The organism is Devosia sp. UYZn731, assembly GCF_040546795.1.
GTDB lineage: Bacteria > Pseudomonadota > Alphaproteobacteria > Rhizobiales > Devosiaceae > Devosia.
In genome coordinates, this window is record NZ_JBEPOL010000006.1 from 291,002 (window position 1) to 310,726 (window position 19,725).

Genomic DNA, 19,725 nt, shown 5'->3' on the forward strand with positions numbered 1-19,725 from the left:
AGGAGATATCCATGAAACTCGGTGACGGTGTCGAACAAGCCATCCATAGCGTTCTGGTATTGTCAGGCCTCGCGGCCGACGGTGTCCTCGCCGCCGCGGCTTTGGCCGAGTACCACGGCGTTTCCACCAGCTATCTGCTCAAGCACCTGCAGGCGCTGGCCGGGGCGGGCATCCTGCAATCGGTGCCCGGTCCCAAGGGCGGCTACCGCCTGGCGCGGCCGGTCGCCAAGATTTCCCTGCTCGATATCGTTCTGGCCGTCGAGGGCGCGGCCCCGGCCTTCCGCTGCGCCGAAATTCGCCAGCGCGGCCCGTTCCCCCTGGCGCCGGAATTCTCCAAGGCGCCCTGCGCCGTTAACGCCGCCATGCTCAAGGCAGAGCAGGCCTACCGCGCCGAACTGCGCAAGGTCAGCGTCGCTGATCTGCAAACCGACACCGCCACCCCGCTCGGCGCCGCCATCGACCAGCGCAGTTGCGCTTTCCTTGACCGCCATGAACGGCGTCAACCCACCCCCAACTGAAGGACATTTTTATGCAATCCCGTATCGATTTCTCCGCCGCCGCGCCCGAAGCCACCAAGGCCGTCGCTGCCCTCGACCGCTATGTGGTCAAGAATAGCGGTCTGCCGCACCATCTCATCCACCTGATCAAGCTGCGCGCGTCCCAGCTCAATGGCTGCGCCTATTGCGTCGACATGCATGTCAAGGAAGCCCGCCGCAGCGGTTTGGGCGAGCAGTGGATCAACCTGGTCTCCGCCTGGCAGGAATCCCCGCTTTATAGCGCCGAGGAACGCGCCGTCCTGGGCTGGACCGAAGCCTTGACGCTGCTGGCCGACACCCGCGCACCGGATGCCGATTTCGCTGCCCTCAAGGCGCATTTCTCCGACGAGGATATCACCAAGATCACCGTCGCCATCGGCGCCATCAATGTCTGGAACCGTCTCGCCGTCGGCCTGCGCAGCCAGCACCCGATCGACAAACCCGCCATCGCCGCCTGACCCTTACGAGCCATTGGATACCACCATGTTGACCGATACCAACCTCATCCTGCTGGCCCGGCTGCTGCTGGGTGGCGCCTTCCTCGTCTTCGGCATCCGCAATGTCCGCAATGTCGACGGCCTGACCGCCGCCCTGACGGTCCGTGGCCTGCCCCTACCGCGTGTCGCCGCCATGATCGGCGTGGCTTTGCAGATCGTCGGCGGCGCGCTGACGGCAGTCGGTCCGCTTGGCGCTATTGGCGGACTGGCGCTGATCGTCTTCGTCGTGCTGGCGACGGTGCTGTTCCACAATTTCTGGGATTATTCGGGCCCCGATCGTGCCACCCATGTCAACGCGACCATCATGAACGTGGGCCTCGCCGGCGCCTTCCTGCTGCCCATTGCCGCCGCCTTGTGATCCCAGTCGTGGCGGCCCGGTCGCCATGACCCCCGGGGGGAGGGAAATTGCCCGCCGGATCGGCTAGAATGGGTCATGACACCCAAACGGCAGCGGGGCAGGCCGCCCCATGATGATCGCCTGACCCCCGCCGAATGGCGGGTGGTCCACGCCGCCCAGCACGGCATGAGCAACCGCCAGATCGCCCGGCGACGCGGCATCAGTCTCGATGCGGTCAAGTTCCACCTCGCCAATATCCTGGGCAAGCTCGGGCTCGACGACCGGGAGGCGCTGCGTCACTGGTTCGCCGTGCCGGCCGCCAGCGTCCTCAATGCAAGGAGAACAGCTATGCCCGATGCCGTCCAGCTCGGCCCCATCGGCCAGGTTTCGCGCAGCGTAGCCGATATCGACGTCGCCACCGCCTTCTACCGCGACGTTGTCGGCCTGCCCCATCTCTATACTTTTAGCGATCTGGCGTTTTTCGATTGCGACGGCCTGCGCCTTTACCTGCAACAACAGGCAGACCCGTCGCCGCAGGAATCGGTGCTGTATTTTCAGGTGCCCGACATTCTTGCCGCCCACGCGGCGCTCGCGGCGCGTGGCGCAGTGTTCACCACGGCCCCGCATCGCATCCACACCCATGCCGACGGCACCGAGGAATGGATGGCCTTCTTCGCCGACCCCGAAGGGCGTCCACTCGCCCTCATGGCACAGGCCAGGCCCGCCTGACGCCGAAGCAGCCGCCTTAGCGGCCCGGCCATCTTGCCCTAGCCCTTGCTCACCTTGTAGTCGATGTGCGTCACGAACTTCGTGCTGCGAGCGCCGACCGGCTCGAGCTTGGCCGTCACGCCGTCCAACAGGCGCTCGCCTGCACCGGCGATGAGCGGCACGAGCTTGAGGTGAAGCTGCTCGATGACGCCGGCATTGAGATAATGCCGCGTCGTCGACACTCCGCCGGCAATCGCAATATTCCGCTCGCCTGCGACTTCCCGCGCCCGGGCCAGCGCCACCTCCGGCCCTTCGGTCACGAAATGGAAGACGTTGCCGCCCTCCATCTCGATCGAGGGCCTGGCGTGGTGGGTCAAAACGAACACCGGCGCATGGTAAGGCGGGTTGGGTCCCCACCAGCCTTTCCAGTCCTCTTCCCACACATCCGGTCCGGGCGCGGCCCACATGTTCCTGCCCATGATATAGGCACCATAATTGCAGATGGCGTCGATTTCGGCCCGGTTGTTATCGCCGTCTTCAAACATCCAGCGCGCCAGCTGTCGCGGATCGATAGTGCCGAACGGCCGCTCCCGGCTCTGGTTTAGCCCAGTGCCGAACCCGTCGAGCGTCAGCATCATATGGGCGTGAACTTGCTGGGCCATTTTCTGCTCCAATGCTTAAGTACTTAGCTAAGCGATACGGCGACACTCTCAGATTGTCAAGCGAATGCCTAACTGTCTACGGCTTGCTTCGGGGCGTCAGCCCATACAAGAACAACTGTTCCAAATAGCGCGCCGCATCCTCGAAGCGCCCCTCTCCGCCGCGGCTGGGCCCGAGCACGGCGCGCACCTGCACATCGAAATCGGCATAATGCTGCGTCGTCGCCCAGATCGAAAAGATCAGGTGATAGGGGTCGGTGCGCGCCAGCTTGCCCTCGTCCATCCAGCCCAGCAAAATCCCGGCTTTCTCGTCCACCAGGTTCTTGAGGTCGACCTCGATCATCTCGATGATATGCGGTGCGCCCTGCAGCATTTCGTTGGCGAACAGCCGGCTTTCGCGCGGATAATCCCGCGCCATTTCCAGCTTGCGCCGGATGTAGGAGCGGATTTCGGGGAAGGGGTCGCCATCGGCATCCATCTCGCGCAGGGGCGCCAACCAGGTCACCAAAAGCTCGCTGATCAGCCGGCGATGGATCTCTTCCTTGCGCGGGAAATAATACAGCAGGTTGGGTTTGCTCATCCCCGCCACGTCGGCGATCTGGTCGATGGTTGAGCCGCGAAAGCCGTGCACCGCGAACACTTCGAGCGCGGCCTCCAGGATCACGTTCTGCTTTTCGCGCTGGATGCGGGTCAGCGGGCGCACCTTGGCGCCCACTTTTCCCACTGGCTTGCCGTCGGCCTCGATGGTCGCGGACGTGTCGGCGTTTTTCACCTTGGTGGGAACCATTTTCGCCTTGCGGGAAAGTTTGGGAGTGCTAACATTTTTCCAACTGGTCAAAATTCTTGGGTTTGCGTTCCCACGTCAAGAGCCAATCAACAAGACCAAAAAAGTCATCGACCAATAGGGAGCCAGACACGTGTCCAATTCCAATGCAGCGCCCAATGATCTGAGCGCGTTCTGGATGCCGTTCACCGCGAACCGGCAGTTCAAAAAAGCCCCGCGCATGTTCGTTGCCGCCAAGGATATGCATTATACCACGTCCGACGGTCGCCAGGTGCTCGATGGCACGGCGGGCCTCTGGTGCGTCAATGCCGGCCACGCCCGTCCACTGATCGTCGAGGCCATCGCCAAGCAGGCCGCCGAACTCGATTACGCGCCTGCCTTTCAGATGGGTCACCCCAAGGCGTTCGAACTGGCCAATCGGCTGGTCGATATTGCGCCCAAGGGGCTCGACCATGTGCTGTTTACCAATTCGGGCTCCGAGTCGGTCGAGACCGCCCTCAAGGTCGCGCTGGCCTATCATCGCGTCAAAGGCGAGGGGGCCCGCACCCGCCTGATCGGTCGCGAACGCGCCTATCACGGCGTCAATTTCGGCGGCATTTCGGTGGGTGGCATCGTCACCAACCGCAAGATGTTCGGCACCCTCCTGGGTGGCGTCGATCACATGCCGCACACCCATAACCTGGCCAAGAACGCCTTCACCAAGGGCGTGCCCGAATACGGCACCGAGCTGGCCGACGAGCTGGAACGCATCGTTACCCTGCACGATGCCTCCACCATTGCCGCCGTCATCGTCGAGCCGGTCGCCGGCTCCACCGGTGTGCTGATCCCGCCCGTCGGCTATCTCAAGCGCCTGCGCGAGATCACCAAGAAGCACGGCATCTTGCTGATTTTCGATGAAGTCATCACCGGCTTCGGCCGTCTTGGCACCCCGTTCGGCGCCGATTATTTCGATGTGACGCCCGATATCCTGGTCACCGCCAAGGGCTTGACCAATGGCATTATTCCTATGGGCGCCGTGATGGTTTCGGCCGAAATCCATGACGCCTTCATGCAAGGCCCCGAACACGTCATCGAGTTTTTCCACGGCTATACCTATTCGGGAAATCCGATGGCTTCGGCCGCCGCGCTCGCGACGCTGGAAACCTACAAGCAGGACGATCTGCTGACGCGCGGCACCGAACTGGCCCCCTATTGGGCCGATGCGCTGCATTCGCTCAAGGGCGAGCCCCATGTCATCGATATCCGCAATATCGGCCTGATCGGCGCCATCGAACTCGAACCCATCGTCGGCTCGCCCACCAAGCGCGCTTTCTCGGCCTTCCTCGCCGCTTTCGAGTCGGGCTTCCTGGTCCGCACCACGGGCGACATCATCGCCCTGAGTCCGCCGCTGATCATATCCAAGTCGCAGATCGATGAACTGGTCGATGGCATCCGCGCCGTGCTGAGGAGCATCGAATAATGGATACGATCGAAAACGCCGTCGCCGGCAAACGCTATGTCTCTACCGGCCGCCGGGTGCCCGTCTATAATCCCGCCACCGGCGAACAGTCGGCCGAATTGCCCCTGTCGACGCTGAGCGAACTCAACGACGCCGTGGCTTCGGCCAAAAAAGCTTGGCCGGCCTGGGCCAATACCCCGCCAATGAAGCGCGCCCGCGTCATGTTCAAGTTCAAGGCCTTGCTTGAAGCCAACGCCGATGAGCTGGCCCGCGCCATTTCGCGCGAACACGGCAAGGTGCATGACGATGCGCTGGGTGAACTGGCGCGCGGCATCGACTGCGTCGATTTCGCCTGCGGCATTCCTCAGCTGCTGAAGGGCGAATTCTCGCGCAATGTCGGCCCCTCGATCGATACCTATTCGGATCGCCAGCCGCTTGGCGTCGTCGCCGGCATCACGCCGTTCAACTTCCCCGCAATGGTGCCGATGTGGATGTATCCAGCCGCCATCGCCTGCGGCAATACCTTCATCCTCAAACCCTCCGAGCGCGATCCCTCGGCCTTGATGCTTGCCTGGAACCTGTTCATGGACGCCGGCCTGCCCGAGGGCGTGCTCAACGTCGTCCATGGCGATAAGGAAATGGTCGATGGCATTCTGGACCATCCTGATATCAAGGCCGTGTCCTTCGTCGGCTCGACCCCGATCGCCGAATATGTCTACCAGCGCGGCACCAAGGCCGGTAAGCGCGTCCAGGCGCTCGGCGGCGCCAAGAACCACATGGTCGTCATGCCCGATGCCGATCTGGATCAGGTCGCCGATGCCCTGATGGGTGCCGGTTACGGCTCGGCCGGCGAGCGCTGCATGGCCATTTCGGTGGCCGTCCCGGTCGGCAAGGAAACCGCCGATGCGCTGGTGGCAAAACTCAAGCCGCGCGTCGAAGCCCTCAAGATTGGCCCGGCCACCGACAAGGACGCCGAAATGGGTCCGGTCGTTACCGCTATGCACCGCGACAAAATCCTCGGTTATATCGACGCTGGCGTGGAGCAGGGCGCCGAACTCGTCGTCGATGGCCGCGGCTTCAAGCTGCAGGGCTATGAGGGCGGCTACTATGTCGGCGGCACGCTGTTCGACAACGTCACCCGCGACATGACCATCTACAAGGAAGAAATCTTCGGCCCCGTCCTGTCGGTGGTCCGCGCCAAGGACTATGCCGAGGCGGTCGACCTCATCAACACCCACGAATATGGCAACGGCACCGCCATCTTCACCCGCGACGGCGACGCCGCCCGCGAATTTGCCGACAAGATCGAAGTGGGCATGGTGGGCATCAACGTGCCGATCCCGGTCCCCGTCGCCTACCACTCCTTCGGCGGCTGGAAACGAAGCCTGTTCGGCGACCACTCCATCTACGGCCCCGAAGGCGTGCACTTCTACACCCGCCTCAAGACCGTCACCACCCGCTGGCCCGCCGGCATCAAGGGTGGCGCGGAATTCTCCTTCCCGACGCACAAATAGCCTCAAGTTAGATAGGTAGCCCCATGTCCTCTCCCGGCGAAAATCTTCGGATCAATGGTGACCGGCTTTGGGATAGCCTCATGGACATGGCCAAGATCGGCCCCGGCATTGCTGGCGGTAATAACCGCCAGACCGTGACCGATGCCGATGGTGAGGGCCGCCACCTGTTCCAATCCTGGTGTGAGGCCGCCGGCCTCACCATGGGCGTGGATGAAATGGGCACCATGTTCGCCCGTCGCGAAGGCACCGATCCGTCCCTGGCACCGGTCTATGTCGGCTCCCACCTCGATACCCAGCCAACTGGCGGCAAGTATGACGGTGTGCTCGGTGTGCTGGGCGGCCTCGAAGTCGTGCGCACGCTCAATGATCTGGGCATCAAGACACGCCACCCCATCGTCGTCACCAACTGGACCAATGAGGAGGGCGCCCGCTTCGCCCCCGCCATGATGGCCTCGGGCGTCTTTTCCGGCGTGCTCGATCAGGCCGATGTCTATGCCCACACCGACAAGGACGGCAAACGCTTTGGCGACGAGCTGGAACGGATCGGCTGGAACGGGTCTGAAAAGGTCGGCGACCGCAAGATCCACGCTTTCTTCGAACTGCATATCGAGCAGGGCCCGATCCTTGAGGATGAAGGCATCGACATCGGCGTCGTCACCCACGGCCAGGGGCTCAAATGGTTGCAGGTGACGCTCACCGGCAAGGAAGCCCATACCGGCTCCACCCCGATGCCCAAGCGCCGCAATGCCAGCCTGGGCATGGCGCGGGTGATCGAACTGGTCCACCACACCGCGATGAGCCACCAGCCCGACGCGGTCGGCGCGGTGGGCCATATCGAAGTCTATCCCAATTCGCGCAACATCATCGCCGGCAAGACGGTGTTCACCATCGATATTCGCTCGCCGAGCAAAGCCACCTTGGACGAGATGGACCTGACCATCCGCACCGGCATCGAAGCCATTATCTCGGACATGGATATCGGGGCCGAAATCGAACAGGTCGGCGCGTTCGATCCCGTGACGTTCAACGAGGGCTGTGTCTCTGCCATCCGCAACGCCGCCGAGCGCCTGGGCTATTCTCACCGCAACATCATCTCGGGCGCCGGGCACGATGCGTGCTGGATCAATCGCGTGGCGCCCACGGCGATGGTCATGTGCCCGTGTGTCGATGGGCTGAGCCATAACGAGGCGGAGGAGATTTCCAGGGAATGGGCGAGTGCAGGAGCGGACGTGCTGTTCCACGCCGTGGTCGAGACCGCGGGGATTGTGGAGTGAGAGAACAGGCCGGCCCAGCCGCCGACCTCACCTCGCCCCTCCGGGCGGCTGCGCCCATATACGGCGGGCGACACCTTCTTCACCTCTCCCTTTGGGGGAGAGGTCGCCGCGCAGCGGCGGGTGAGGGGGCCTTTCCTTGAGCGTCCTGAAGACCAAATTTGCTGCTCAAAGCGCGAAGACCCTGCGCGCCAACTCCACTGATGCCGAGCGCAAACTCTGGTCGAGCCTGCGGAGCCGTCAAGTGCTGGGCCATAAGTTCGTCCGCCAGCAGCCGGTCGGCCCCTACATCGCCGATTTCGCCTACCGCGTCGCCGATCTGATCATCGAACTTGATGGCGGCCAGCATGCGGAGTCGGATCGGGACGCAGCTCGCACGGCCGCGCTCGCCCAGCACGGCTACACCGTCATTCGCTTCTGGAACAACGACGTCCTGACCAATCTGGACGGCGTTCTTGAATCCATCGCCGAGCACTTGAACAAGGCCCCCTCACCCGGACTTCGCTTTGCGAAGCCCGACCTCTCCCCCGAAGGGAGAGGTGAAGCGGTGCTAAACCCAGACATTACGGGGAATTTCCCATGACCACAGTCATCAAAAACGGCACCGTCGTCACCGCCGATCTCACTTACGCCGCTGACGTCCTCATCCACGGCGAAACCATCATCGAGATCGGCCCCAACCTCTCCGGCGACCAAACCCTCGACGCCACTGGCTGCTACATCATGCCGGGCGGCATCGATCCCCACACCCATCTCGAAATGCCCTTCATGGGCACCTATTCCACCGATGATTTCGAATCCGGCACCCGCGCGGCGCTCGCCGGTGGCACTACGATGGTGGTCGATTTCTGCCTGCCCAATCCCGGCCAAAGCCTGCTCGAAGCGCTGCAGATGTGGGATAATAAAACCTCCAAGGCCTCGACTGATTATTCCTTCCACATGGCCGTCACTTGGTGGGATGAACAGGTCTGGCGCGAAATGGCTGAGGTGGTCGATCGCGGCATTACCAGCTTCAAGCATTTCATGGCCTATAAGGGCTCGCTGATGGTCAATGACGACGAGATGTTCTCGTCATTCTCCCGCTGCGCCGAGCTGGGCGCGTTGCCACTGGTCCATGCCGAAAACGGCGATATCGTCGCCGCCATGACGCAGAAATTGCTCGATGCGGGCAATAACGGCCCCGAAGGCCATGCCTATTCGCGCCCGCCCGAAGTGGAGGGTGAAGCCACCAATCGGGCCATCGTGCTGGCCGATATGGCGGGCGTTCCGCTCTATGTGGTGCACGTCTCCTGCGAGCAGGCGCATGAAGCCATCCGCCGCGCGCGGCAGCAGGGCATGCGGGTCTATGGCGAGCCGCTGATCCAGCATCTGACGCTGGACGAGAGCGAATATTTCAATCCCGATTGGGACTATGCCGCCCGCCGGGTCATGTCGCCGCCGTTCCGCAACAAGCTGCATCAGGATTCGCTCTGGGCGGGCCTCGCCGCCGGCTCGCTGCAGGTGGTGGCCACCGATCACTGCGCTTTCACCACGGCGCAGAAGCGCAACGGTATCGGCAATTTCGCCAAGATTCCCAATGGCACCGGCGGCCTCGAAGATCGTCTGCACGTGCTGTGGACCAAGGGCGTCGTGACGGGCCGATTGACCATGAACGAATTCGTGGCGGTGACCTCAACCAACATCGCCAAGATTCTGAACTGCTATCCCAAGAAGGGCGCCATCCTGGTCGGCGCCGATGCCGATATCGTGGTGCTCGATCCCAAGCGCGGCAAGACCATCGCGGCCGCCAGCCAACAGTCGGCAATCGACTACAATGTCTTCGAGGGTTTTGAGGTCACCGGCCTGCCACGCTTCGTGTTGAGCCGCGGCAAGGTCTCCATTGTCGAAAACGAGGTCAAGGCCGAGCAGGGCCATGGCAAATTCGTCGCCCGCGAGCCAAAAAACCCTGTGAACCGCGCCCTGTCGCAGTGGAAAGATATCGTGGCGCCCCGCAAGATCGAACGGGCCGGCATTCCGGCGAGTGGGGTCTAAAGGCGGCACTCTGACCAAAATTGAGGCATGCGCCGGGAGGAGCGGGAATAAGTCGGATACAATTCCGGCATCCTGAAACGGCACGGGCCTTGCATTGCTAGGAAATTGACTGGCGAGCGCGCCAGGCTAAATGGGGGGCACAAGCCTTTGTCCGTGACGTCGCCAAATAATCTATCCGGGCCTGCAGTCGTCGTTGCGGCGGAGCATCTCGGCCTGACCTTCGGCACCAATGACGGCCCGGTCCACGCCCTCAGTGACGTCAACCTGACCATCGACAAAGGCGAGTTCGTCTCTTTCATCGGCCCGTCCGGTTGCGGCAAGACCACGTTTTTGCGCACCATCGCCGATCTGGAACAGCCCACTTCCGGCACGCTCTCGATCAATGGCATGACCCCGCAGCAGGCCAGGCAAACCCGCGCCTATGGCTATGTGTTTCAGGCCCCCGCGCTCTATCCCTGGCGCACCATCGAAAAAAACGTCGCCCTGCCGCTGGAAATCATGGGCTATTCCGCTTCCCAACAGGCGCAGCGCATCAAGCGCACCATGGATCTGGTGAACCTGGCTGGCTTCGAGAAGAAATTCCCCTGGCAGCTGTCGGGCGGCATGCAGCAGCGCGCCTCCATCGCCCGCGCGCTGGCCTTCGACGCCGATCTGCTGCTGATGGATGAGCCCTTTGGCGCGCTCGACGAAATCGTCCGCGATCACCTTAATTCCGAACTGCTCAAGCTGTGGTCAGCGACGCAAAAGACCATCTGCTTCGTCACCCATTCGATTCCCGAGGCGGTGTACCTGTCGACCAAGATCGTGGTGATGTCCCCCCGCCCCGGCCGGGTCACCGACATCATCGAGTCGACACTGCCGAAAGACCGCCCGCTCGATATCCGCGAGACGCCCGAATTTCTAGCCATCGCCGCCCGCGTCCGCGATGGGCTGCGTGCCGGGCACTCCTACGAGGAGGTGGTGTGACCCGCACCCTCCCCATTCTCACCGTCCTGCTGGCCATCGTCGTGCTGTGGTATCTGGCGGCCATTGCGATGAACGCGCCCTGGCAGACCGATGTGTATAAGCGCGGCGGGATTGAAAATGTCCCGGCCACTCAATTCGTTCTCGATACCTGGAACCAGGAAAAACCGGTCCTGCCTGCCGCCCATCAGGTGTTGACCGAGCTATGGAACACCACCGTCATGGTGGCGCCCAACAAGCCGCGCAGTTTGATTTTTCACGCCTGGGTCACCTTCTCGGCCACGGGGCTTGGCTTCCTGATGGGCAGCCTGCTTGGCATTGGCCTCGCCGTTTTGATCGTCCATAACGACGCCACCAACCGTTCGCTGATGCCCTGGATCGTCGCCAGCCAGACCATCCCCATCCTCGCGCTGGCGCCGCTGATCGTCGTCATCGGCTTTAATATCTTCACCGGAACGCTGCACATCCCCACCGATCCGGCGCGGCTGATGAGCAAGGCGATCATCTCGGCCTATTTGAGCTTCTTCCCGGTCGCGGTCGGCATGGTCAAGGGCCTGCGCAGTCCCGAGGCGATCCAGCTCGACCTGATGCGCACCTATAATGCCTCCGCCAGCCAGGTGTTCTGGAAGCTGCGCTGGCCCGGCGCCATGCCCTATCTGTTCACCTCGCTCAAGATCGGCGTCGCCGCCAGCCTGGTTGGCGCCATCGTGGGCGAATTGCCCACCGGCGCGGTGGCGGGTCTCGGCGCGCGCCTGCTCGCCGGCTCCTATTACAGCCAGACCATCCAGATCTGGTCGGCTTTGTTCGCCGCCTCGATCCTCGCCGCGCTGCTGGTCATTGCCGTCAGTCTGGTCGAGCGGTTGGTGGGTGCCCGCATGGGGGTGCGTCCATCATGAGCCAGCTGCAATATTTCCTGGCCCTCGTTGCTGGCGGTCTTGCCGCAGCCGCACTGGCCATCAGCTTCGCCTGGCCGCTCGACAGTGCCTTCCTGTTGCGCGCGTTTCTCGTCTTCGGCACCATTTCGCTGGTCCGGTTCTGGCTGCCGTTGGGCCTCTGGCTCGATGGTGCGCTGGCTTTGCTCGGCGCTGTGGCTTTGCTCACCGGGCTGGGCATCTACTCGCCCCAGCCGCCCTTCTTCTGGATGGCGCTGGTGACGGCATGGCTGTTTGCCTGGCTGTTCGCCGAACGGCTGGCCCGCGCCATCCACGAGGGCATCCTGCCCGACCGAGGCTTTGGCCTCCTGATCCCCACCGTCTTCGGCCTTGCCATCCTCGTGGTCTGGGAAGTGGTGACGCGCGGTGCCAACGTGCCCCAGGTGATCCTGCCGCCCCCCTCGATGATCTGGGCACGCATCGCTTCCAGCGTTCCGACGCTCCTCGCCGATTTCCAGCAGACGTTCCTGAAGGCGGTGCTGGTCGGTTATGCGCTGGGCTGTGGGCTGGGCTTCGTCGTCGCCATCCTCATCGACCGTTCGCCCTTCCTCAAGGCGGGTCTGCTGCCGCTGGGCAATTTCGTTTCGGCCCTGCCGATTGTCGGCGTCGCGCCCATCATGGTCATGTGGTTCGGCTTCGATTTCCAGTCCAAGTCGGCGGTCGTGGTCATCATGACCTTCTTCCCCATGCTGGTGAACACCATTGCGGGGCTCAACGCATCCTCGCTGATCGAGCGCGACCTGATGCGCACCTATGCTGCCAGCTATTGGCAGACCCTTTTGAAGCTTCGGCTTCCCGCTGCCGCGCCGTTTATCTTCAATGCCCTCAAGATCAACTCGACTCTGGCATTGATCGGCGCAATCGTAGCGGAATTCTTCGGGACGCCCATTGTGGGAATGGGTTTCCGAATCTCGACCGAAGTCGGCCGGATGAATGTCGACATGGTATGGGCCGAAATCGCGGTGGCGGCTGTCGCGGGATCGCTCTTTTACGGCGTGATTACTCTGATCGAACGGGGTGTCACTTTCTGGCATCCGTCCGTGCGTGGTGCATAGGGCGGGGCTTTAACGCAGGGGAAAGTCGAATGAAGAAATTTCTGATCGGCGCATTGGCAGGGGCGATGACGCTCGCCGCGGGCAGCGCCGCGTGGGCGCAGGAGAATGTGACCCTGCAGCTCAAGTGGGTCACCCAGGGACAGTTTGCCGGCTACTATGTGGCCCAGGCCAAGGGCTTTTATACCGATGAAGGCCTGACCGTCGACATCAAGCCGGGCGGGCCCGATATCGCGCCCGAGCAGGTGATTGCCGGCGGCGGTGCCGATGTCATCACCACCTGGATGGCGGCGGGCCTCGCCGCCCGCGAACGCGGCGTCCCGCTGGTCAATATCGCCCAGCCGTTCAAGTCCTCGGGCCTGCTGCTCACCTGCCGCAAGGACATGGGCGTCAACACCACCGCCGATTTCCCGGGCAAGACGCTGGGCGTCTGGTTCTTCGGCAATGAATATCCGTTCTACGCCTGGATGGCCAAGCTCGGCCTCAAGACCGAAGGCGGCGCCGATGGCGTCGAAGTGCTCAAGCAGGCTTTCAACGTCGACCCGCTGATCCAGAAGCAGGCCGCCTGCATCTCCACCATGACCTATAACGAATATGGCCAGGTGCTGAAGGCCGGCCTCAAGCCCGAAGAGCTGACCGTCTTCAACTATCGCGACGAAGGCGTCGGCATGCTTGAAGACGGCCTCTATGTGATGGAAGACAAGCTCAAGGATCCCGCATTCGTGGCCAAGATGACCAAGTTCGTCCGCGCCTCGATGAAGGGCTGGGAATATGCCCGCGCCCATCCCGATGAAGCCGCGCAGATCATTGTCGACAATGACTCCACCGGCGCCATGACCCTGGAAGACCAGCTCTACCAGGTCGGCGAAATCAACAAGTTGACAGATGGCTCCACCGGCGCCCTCAACGAGGACGACTACCAGCAGACCGTCAACACCCTGCTGTCGGCCGTCTCGCCCGACAATCCGGCCATCACCAAGGCTCCGGTCGGCGCCTTCAGCCATGTCGTGACCGACGGTCTCTAAGCTTTTCGAATATCGCGACTGAAAGGCGGGGCTGATCCCCGCCTTTTTATTGCCCGCGCTCCGCCTCCGGTTGGCTGCGCCTGGTACGGATCAGACGCTCATCCCAAAGTTGCCGCATTTTTGCGCAGGCGGGCAACCAATTCCCTTCACAACGGTTTGTCTCGCACTCTCTGCGTTACCAACAACAAGAAGGGCTCAGTCATGAATTCGATCATTTATCTCGTCGGTCTCGTCGTGGTCGTGATGGCCGTTTTGTCGTTCGTCGGTCTGCACTGAACGCAACGACTAAACCCAAACCACAATCATCCTTGGAGGCACTATCATGGCAATCGATGCCCCGACGGGCGTAACCGTCGTTAGCGGCGCGGCTTCAACTGTGGACGATAAGTCCTATGTGGATTGGCCCGCGATCTTTGCAGGAATTCTGCTGGCTTCGGCCATTTCGGTGGTCTTTATTTCCTTTGGCTCGGCCATCGGGCTGAACTTCCTCGATTTCGACGGTGAAGGCGCTTCCCCCATCTGGGTCGCCATAGCCGCCGCATCCTGGTTCCTCTGGGTGCAGATTTCCAGCTTCATGGCTGGAGGGTATCTGACCGGCCGCCTGCGTCGCCGCCATTTCGATGCCACCGAGCATGAAAGCGACGTGCGCGATGGTGCCCATGGCCTCCTGGTCTGGGCCGGCGCTGCCGTCCTCGGCACCATAATTGCTGTCGGCGGTATCGGCGCGGCTGTCAGCACTGCTGGCAATGTTATCGGCACGGCGACCAATGCGGCCTCCAATGCAGCTAACGTCACTGTCGATCCCAATGCCTATTTCATCGATACACTGTTCCGCTCCAACCAGCCGGCAGCCAATGGCGACATCACTGCCGTTCGCGACCAAGCCGGCCGCATCTTCGCCCAGGCGGCTCTTGGTGATGGCACCATCGCTGCCGATGACAAGACCTATCTCGCCAATGTCGTTGCCGCCAATACCGGTCTGACGCCCGAAGAGGCCAGCGCTCGCGTCGATCAGGTCGCCGCCGCTGTCAACGATGCACGCCTCAAGGCCATCGAAACTGCTCGTATTGCCCGCAATACCGGCATTATCGGCGCCTTCCTGATCGCTGCTTCGCTGCTGATCTCGGCTATTGGCGCTTACTGGGCGGCCCAGAAGGGCGGCAATCACCGCGACGACGAAACCGTCTTCGCTGACGTCTTCCGCCGCTTTTAACGCCCACCAACAAAGGAGAACATCATGCTACGCGGTTTAGGTCTCTGGTTGCTCGGCGTGCCGATCTGGCTGGTTCTGATTATTGTTTTCTTCATCCACCGATGAAGCCAGGGCGGGGAGCAATCCCCGCCTTTTTCGTTCGATCAGTTGAACACGCGTCGCGGCTGGAACTGGCCGAATTGCACATAACCGGTCGCCAGCACCACGCCGGCAAAACTCGCCCAGCAATCATCCACGCTCACGGGCGCACCGGCTCCTGTCAGCAATACCGCATTGCCATGCCGCACCGCCGCCGCCTGGCTTGGGTCCAGCCGCAATTCCGGCACCCCATGCAGCGCCTCGGCCACCGGCCGGATAAAGCCATCGCGCTCTTCTGCAAGTGCGGCTTCCAGTTCATCGATGGTCACCGCGTCGGCGTCGCTGAACGGCCCCACGGCGGCGCGATGCAACATTGACACATGTCCGCGCGTGCCCAACTGCTCGGCGATATCGCGCGCCAGGGACCGCACATAGGTGCCCTTGCCGCAACTCACTTCCAGCACCGATTGCTCGCTGCTATGGCTCACCAGTGCAATCGAATCCACGCGAATCTCGCGCTCCGCCAGTTCCACCACTTCCCCGGCCCGGGCCAGGTCATAGGCCCGCTCGCCATCGATCTTGAGCGCCGAGTAAATCGGCGGAAGCTGCATGATCGTGCCGGTGAACTGCGGCAGGATCGCCTCCAGCGCCGCCTGCTCGGGCCGCACATCGGAAGTTGCGATCACCGCGCCTTCGGCATCGTCGGTGGCGGTTGCGCTGCCCCATTTGACGGCGAAGCGGTAAATCTTGGTGCCGTCCTGCACATAGGGCACGGCCTTCGTGGCCTCCCCTAAGGCGATCGGCAAAATCCCCGTTGCCAGCGGATCGAGCGTGCCGGCATGTCCGGCCTTGGCAGCGCCAAACAGCCAGCGCACCTTGCCCACCGCCTGGGTCGAGGTCATGTCATAGGGCTTGTTGAGCACAACCCAGCCGGAAATGGCGCGTTTGACGCGCTTGGGCGCGCTCACGCCTCTTTCTCGTCCTCGTCACCAGCGGCAAGGTCCCGCTTCACCTTGTCCGAGCGCAACAGCGCGTCGATGCGGCCGGCTTCCTCGAACGTGTCGTCGACGAAAAAGCGCAGCTCGGGCGCGAACTTCAGCTTGATCTGTGGCGCCACGCGGCCAGCGATAAATTTGCGGTGCCGGTTCAGCGCTTCCACGATGGCCTCGGCACGCTGCCCGCCCAGTGGCATCACATAGGCGTTCGCCAGCTTCAGGTCGGGGCTCATGCGCACTTCGGGCACGGTGATGATGGCGCCGCGCAGGGCGTCATCCGCAACATCGCCGCGCGCGAAGATCGCCGCCAGCGCGTGGCGCACCAGTTCGCCGACGCGCAGCGAGCGCTGGTTGGGGCCTAATTTTTGGTCTTTGCTCATTGGCCCGATCTAAGCGCTCGGCGGCTTCGCGTCAATCCGTGGGCGTCAGCGCCGCCTTGTCCTGCAACTGGGTGGCCCGGGCCTGCACCACGTTGGTGGCGACCGGCCAGGTCGATGGGGTTTTGGGATCGAAGCTCTTGCCGCGCCATTCCTGGAACACGATGGCCACGCCATCGGTGCTTTTCTTGAAGCTCATCACCGCCACTTCCCCCAGCCCCGCATAGCCTGTGAGGTCGTCGCGATAGCCGCCGCAGATGAAGCCGAGCGGCGCCAGCGCTTCGCCCTGGTCGGGCTGCAACTGGAAAAACCCGGTGCTTTCCGGTTTGCAGGTGGCCGCATAGCCCGCCATCACCGCCGCGCGGAACTGGGCCAGTGGCCGTGTGGCCCCCAGCGTGATCCGTGCGCCGTAAAGGGTGTTCCACAGCGCCTCGGTCTCGCCCTTGGGCCGCAATTCCACCACCGCTTGGCGATCGTCGCCCACATAGCGGATTTCGATTTGCGATTCGATCGGGCCGGAAGGCTCTTTCAGCCAGTCTGGCATCGGCATGGTCAGATGGTGGCCAAGCCGGTCCAGCGTCAGGGCGCCGTCAGCCTCGGCCAGCGGTGGCTGGCTGGCGTCCTGCGCCCAGGCCGGCATGGCAAGGGCCACCAGCATCAGGCCGGCAAGGGGGAGTTTTGCGTATGTCATCATCAGGCCGTTACCCTTGCCCAGAACTCACCGGCGCGGCGCGCTGCCCCCCGGCATGCCGCTATGCAGCAGAAGTAGGTGCCAAGGCATCGCCATAGCAAGGGGGCACGGATGGGCAATGCCAGATGCCGTCCCCATTGGGTATTTAGCGCAACACTCACGGACGGGCGACACGACCCGGCGCCTGCGGTCCATCGGGCAGGACCCGATGCGGCGGCTGGTGTCCGTCCATAAAGGCACGAATATTGACGATGACGGTCTCGCCCATCTCGATGCGCGCTTCCAGCGTTGCCGACGCCATATGGGCGGTCAGCACCACCTTGTTGGCCTCCGCCAGCGCCAGCAGCCGGCTATTGATGCCGCGCTTGTTCTCGAACACGTCCAGCGCCGCCCCGCTGAGGTGGCCGCATTCGATCTGGTCGACCAGCGCATTCTCGTCGATCAGTTCGGGCCGCGACACGTTGACGACGAAACTGCCCGGTTTCATCCGCGCCAGCCGCTCGGCTGACAGGATATGGAAGGTTTCACGTGTATGCGGGGTATGGAGGGAAACGATATCGACAGCTGCGATCATGGCGTCCAGATCATGCCAGTACGTGGCTTCCAGCGGCTCCTCGACTCCCGGCGGACGCCGGGCGCGAGAAAAATAATGGATATTGAGCCCGAATGCCTTGGCGCGCTGCGCTACCGCCGTGCCGATCCGGCCCATGCCCACAATGCCCAGGGCCTTGCCGCGCAGGCGATGCCCCAGCATCCAGGTCGGCGACCAGCCGGCCCAGACCCCGTCGCGCACCAGCAATTGCATGCCCTCGACCAGCCGGCGCGGCAGTGCCAGCATCAGCGCCATTGCCATGTCGGCTGTATCTTCGGTCAAAACGCTGGGCGTATTGGTCACTGTCAGGCCCGCCGCCAGCGCCGCCTCCACGTCGATATTGTCGACCCCATTGCCGAACTGGGCGATCATCCGCACCGACTTAGGCAGCCGGCCGATCAACTCGGCATCGACGGTGTCGGTGATCGAGCAGACCAGCACGTCCTTGCCCGCCAGCCCGTCGATGATATCGTCGGCGGTCAAGGCGACATCGCCCTCGTTGACATCGGTCTCGAACAACGTCCCCATGCGCGCCTCGATCGTCGCGGGCAGACGCCTGGTGACAAGAATTTTCGGTTTGCTCGTGATCATGCGGTCCGGGACGGGAGGAGGGGCTTGCGGCCCTTTCAGCGACCATTAAGGTTCGTGCGGTAGTGATAGGGCAAATCCAACCCATCTGCAAAGTCATGTTTGAATCCCCCCGAGGCGCCTATTTTGCACGCTTTTGCCGGCAGGCCCTGCGTCCGCTGGTCATGTTGTGCGCAATGCTGGCGCTGGTTTTTCCCGACCCTGCCTGGGCACAGACCAATACGCCCAGCGGCCTGAAGCTGCCGCGCTTCGTCACCACCCGCTCCAGCCCGATCAATGTGCGGGTCGGCCCCGGCGTGAAATACGAGGTCGCTTGGGAATATCTCAAGGACGGCGTACCAGTGGAAATCGTCCAGGAATTCGATACCTGGCGCAAGATTCGCGACGTCGACGGCTCCGAGGGCTGGGTACATCAGAACCTGCTGCAGGGCGGCCGTGCGGGCTATGTCACCCCGCTGATGGCCAATGGCGAGATCATCCTGCATTCAGGCGCCTCCGATGGCAGCAGCACGCGTGCCACGCTCGGCGCGGGCCTCCGCGTCACCATCAAGTCCTGCGACGGCGATTGGTGCGAAGTCACCGCCAGCCAGCAGGTGGCCGGCGAACGTCCCGCCAGCTATTCGGGCTTCCTGCATCAGGAAGAACTCTGGGGCGTCTACCCCGACGAAAAGTTCGACTAGGCAAAATGAGTGGCCGCCGAATTGCTCCGGCGCCCGTTGCGCCTAAACCTTGAGGATCTTGAAGCGGTAAATGGCCCCGCCCAAGGCACCACCGACCAGTGGCGCGACGATGAATAGCCAGAGCTGGGCTAGCGGCGTGCCCCCGACCAGCACGGCAGGGCCGAAGCTGCGCGCCGGGTTCACCGATACGCCCGTCACCTTGAGACCGACGAGGTGGATCGCTACCAGCGTCAGCCCAATGGCCAGACCAGCGAAATGCGGCGCGGCGCGTTCGCCGGTCGAGCCCAGGATCACCACGGTGAAGATCAGGGTGAAGACGATTTCGAAAATCAGCGCCGACAGCATCGGATAGCCGCCGCCATAGCCTTCGCCCCAGCCATTGGTGCCAAGGCCGCCAGCAGTGCTGCCCACAATGGCCCAAAGGATCAGCGCGCCCATCAGCGCGCCGGCAAACTGGGCAACCCAATGCTGCAGCATGCTGGGCAGCGTCATCTTGCCGGCGACGAATAGCGCAAGGCTCACTGCCGGATTGACGTGGCAGCCCGAAATCGGCCCGATGGCATAGGCCATGGCGACGATCGCCAGGCCGAACGCCAGCGCGACGCCGACTGTGCCGATGGCTTCCCCGCCCAGGGCGACGGAGCCGCACCCGATCAGCACCAGCACTGCCGTGCCGAAGAATTCCGCGACAAGCTTGTTCATGATGTCAGTCCCCCAAAAGGGACGCCCTGCCGTATTGGCACGACATACGCTGCGCCCCCTCT

Annotated in this window: 22 protein-coding genes; 15 read left to right on the top strand and 7 right to left on the bottom strand. The window is 62.9% G+C overall.

All coding sequences use genetic code 11. The features are described 5' to 3' along the window. The first annotated feature begins 11 nt into the window (after positions 1 to 11). The 4 genes from ABIB57_RS16665 (at position 12) to ABIB57_RS16680 (ending at position 2,099) form a co-directional block, all read left to right on the top strand. On the top strand, positions 12 to 518 hold the full coding sequence (locus tag ABIB57_RS16665; protein WP_354042246.1) for an RrF2 family transcriptional regulator: 507 nt from the start codon (positions 12 to 14) through the stop codon (positions 516 to 518). A gap of 11 nt (positions 519 to 529) precedes the next feature. After that, the gene (locus ABIB57_RS16670; protein ID WP_354042247.1) at positions 530 to 994 is read left to right on the top strand and encodes a carboxymuconolactone decarboxylase family protein; all 465 of its coding nucleotides are present in this window, start codon (positions 530 to 532) and stop codon (positions 992 to 994) included. A gap of 25 nt (positions 995 to 1,019) precedes the next feature. After that, complete coding sequence (locus ABIB57_RS16675; RefSeq protein ID WP_354042248.1) at positions 1,020 to 1,391, top strand: DoxX family membrane protein; 372 nt, start codon at positions 1,020 to 1,022, stop codon at positions 1,389 to 1,391. 75 nt (positions 1,392 to 1,466) lie between these two features. Next, the gene (locus ABIB57_RS16680; protein ID WP_354042249.1) at positions 1,467 to 2,099 is read left to right on the top strand and encodes a LuxR C-terminal-related transcriptional regulator; all 633 of its coding nucleotides are present in this window, start codon (positions 1,467 to 1,469) and stop codon (positions 2,097 to 2,099) included. A 38-nt stretch (positions 2,100 to 2,137) separates the two neighbouring features. Here ABIB57_RS16680 and ABIB57_RS16685 read toward each other — a convergent pair whose 3' ends face one another. Together ABIB57_RS16685 and ABIB57_RS16690 are read right to left on the bottom strand one after the other, a co-directional pair. Further along, positions 2,138 to 2,740 carry a dihydrofolate reductase family protein gene (locus ABIB57_RS16685; protein WP_354042250.1) on the bottom strand — a complete coding sequence of 201 codons (603 nt, stop codon included), beginning with the start codon at positions 2,738 to 2,740 and terminating at the stop codon, positions 2,138 to 2,140. Between the two features lie 76 nt (positions 2,741 to 2,816). Beyond that, positions 2,817 to 3,524 carry a TetR family transcriptional regulator C-terminal domain-containing protein gene (locus ABIB57_RS16690; RefSeq protein WP_354042251.1) on the bottom strand — a complete coding sequence of 236 codons (708 nt, stop codon included), beginning with the start codon at positions 3,522 to 3,524 and terminating at the stop codon, positions 2,817 to 2,819. Between the two features lie 130 nt (positions 3,525 to 3,654). Here ABIB57_RS16690 and aptA point away from each other — a divergent pair, with 130 nt between their 5' ends. The 10 genes from aptA to ABIB57_RS16740 all read left to right on the top strand — a co-directional run bounded on the left by aptA (position 3,655) and on the right by ABIB57_RS16740 (position 14,960). Then, the gene (gene aptA / locus ABIB57_RS16695; RefSeq protein WP_502914409.1) at positions 3,655 to 4,980 is read left to right on the top strand and encodes an omega-aminotransferase AptA; all 1,326 of its coding nucleotides are present in this window, start codon (positions 3,655 to 3,657) and stop codon (positions 4,978 to 4,980) included. Next, positions 4,980 to 6,473: a CoA-acylating methylmalonate-semialdehyde dehydrogenase gene (locus ABIB57_RS16700; protein WP_354042253.1), complete on the top strand. Its 1,494-nt coding sequence runs from the start codon at positions 4,980 to 4,982 to the stop codon at positions 6,471 to 6,473. Before aptA ends, ABIB57_RS16700 begins: the two co-directional genes overlap by 1 nt. A 23-nt stretch (positions 6,474 to 6,496) precedes the next feature. Beyond that, positions 6,497 to 7,747 (top strand): Zn-dependent hydrolase, encoded by a 1,251-nt coding sequence (locus ABIB57_RS16705; RefSeq protein ID WP_354042254.1) that lies wholly within the window; start codon positions 6,497 to 6,499, stop codon positions 7,745 to 7,747. 136 nt (positions 7,748 to 7,883) lie between these two features. Next, on the top strand, positions 7,884 to 8,327 hold the full coding sequence (locus tag ABIB57_RS16710; protein WP_354042256.1) for an endonuclease domain-containing protein: 444 nt from the start codon (positions 7,884 to 7,886) through the stop codon (positions 8,325 to 8,327). Then, positions 8,324 to 9,775: a dihydropyrimidinase gene (gene hydA, locus ABIB57_RS16715; RefSeq protein WP_354042257.1), complete on the top strand. Its 1,452-nt coding sequence runs from the start codon at positions 8,324 to 8,326 to the stop codon at positions 9,773 to 9,775. The genes ABIB57_RS16710 and hydA overlap by 4 nt, the downstream gene beginning before the upstream one ends. Before the next feature lie 147 nt (positions 9,776 to 9,922). Then, the gene (locus ABIB57_RS16720) at positions 9,923 to 10,741 is read left to right on the top strand and encodes an ABC transporter ATP-binding protein (protein WP_502914410.1); all 819 of its coding nucleotides are present in this window, start codon (positions 9,923 to 9,925) and stop codon (positions 10,739 to 10,741) included. Beyond that, positions 10,738 to 11,634, top strand: a complete 897-nt coding sequence (locus tag ABIB57_RS16725) for an ABC transporter permease (RefSeq protein ID WP_354042260.1) — start codon at positions 10,738 to 10,740, stop codon at positions 11,632 to 11,634. The genes ABIB57_RS16720 and ABIB57_RS16725 overlap by 4 nt, the downstream gene beginning before the upstream one ends. 245 nt (positions 11,635 to 11,879) lie before the next feature. Then, positions 11,880 to 12,725, top strand: a complete 846-nt coding sequence (locus ABIB57_RS16730; RefSeq protein WP_502914418.1) for an ABC transporter permease — start codon at positions 11,880 to 11,882, stop codon at positions 12,723 to 12,725. Positions 12,726 to 12,754: 29 nt separating this feature from the next. Further along, entirely contained in the window at positions 12,755 to 13,747 is a 993-nt protein-coding gene (locus ABIB57_RS16735) for an ABC transporter substrate-binding protein (RefSeq protein WP_502914411.1), read from the top strand. A gap of 322 nt (positions 13,748 to 14,069) precedes the next feature. Beyond that, positions 14,070 to 14,960 (top strand): hypothetical protein, encoded by an 891-nt coding sequence (locus ABIB57_RS16740; RefSeq protein WP_354042263.1) that lies wholly within the window; start codon positions 14,070 to 14,072, stop codon positions 14,958 to 14,960. 143 nt (positions 14,961 to 15,103) lie between these two features. Here ABIB57_RS16740 and truB read toward each other — a convergent pair whose 3' ends face one another. The 4 genes from truB to ABIB57_RS16760 all read right to left on the bottom strand — a co-directional run bounded on the left by truB (position 15,104) and on the right by ABIB57_RS16760 (position 18,284). Next, a complete protein-coding gene (gene truB, locus ABIB57_RS16745; protein ID WP_354042264.1) occupies positions 15,104 to 16,006 on the bottom strand; it encodes a tRNA pseudouridine(55) synthase TruB in 903 nt (300 codons plus the stop codon). Beyond that, positions 16,003 to 16,413 carry a 30S ribosome-binding factor RbfA gene (rbfA, locus tag ABIB57_RS16750; RefSeq protein ID WP_354042265.1) on the bottom strand — a complete coding sequence of 137 codons (411 nt, stop codon included), beginning with the start codon at positions 16,411 to 16,413 and terminating at the stop codon, positions 16,003 to 16,005. The genes truB and rbfA overlap by 4 nt, the downstream gene beginning before the upstream one ends. Positions 16,414 to 16,444: 31 nt before the next feature. Further along, on the bottom strand, positions 16,445 to 17,104 hold the full coding sequence (locus tag ABIB57_RS16755; protein WP_354042266.1) for a hypothetical protein: 660 nt from the start codon (positions 17,102 to 17,104) through the stop codon (positions 16,445 to 16,447). A 154-nt stretch (positions 17,105 to 17,258) separates the two neighbouring features. Beyond that, entirely contained in the window at positions 17,259 to 18,284 is a 1,026-nt protein-coding gene (locus ABIB57_RS16760; protein WP_354042267.1) for a 2-hydroxyacid dehydrogenase, read from the bottom strand. Positions 18,285 to 18,379: 95 nt separating this feature from the next. On the opposite strand from ABIB57_RS16760, the gene ABIB57_RS16765 reads away from it, so the two are divergent. Beyond that, complete coding sequence (locus ABIB57_RS16765) at positions 18,380 to 18,961, top strand: SH3 domain-containing protein (RefSeq protein ID WP_354042269.1); 582 nt, start codon at positions 18,380 to 18,382, stop codon at positions 18,959 to 18,961. Positions 18,962 to 19,003: 42 nt separating this feature from the next. On the opposite strand, the gene ABIB57_RS16770 is transcribed toward ABIB57_RS16765, so the two are convergent. Next, positions 19,004 to 19,663 carry an aquaporin gene (locus ABIB57_RS16770; protein ID WP_354042270.1) on the bottom strand — a complete coding sequence of 220 codons (660 nt, stop codon included), beginning with the start codon at positions 19,661 to 19,663 and terminating at the stop codon, positions 19,004 to 19,006. Positions 19,664 to 19,725: the final 62 nt, after the last annotated feature.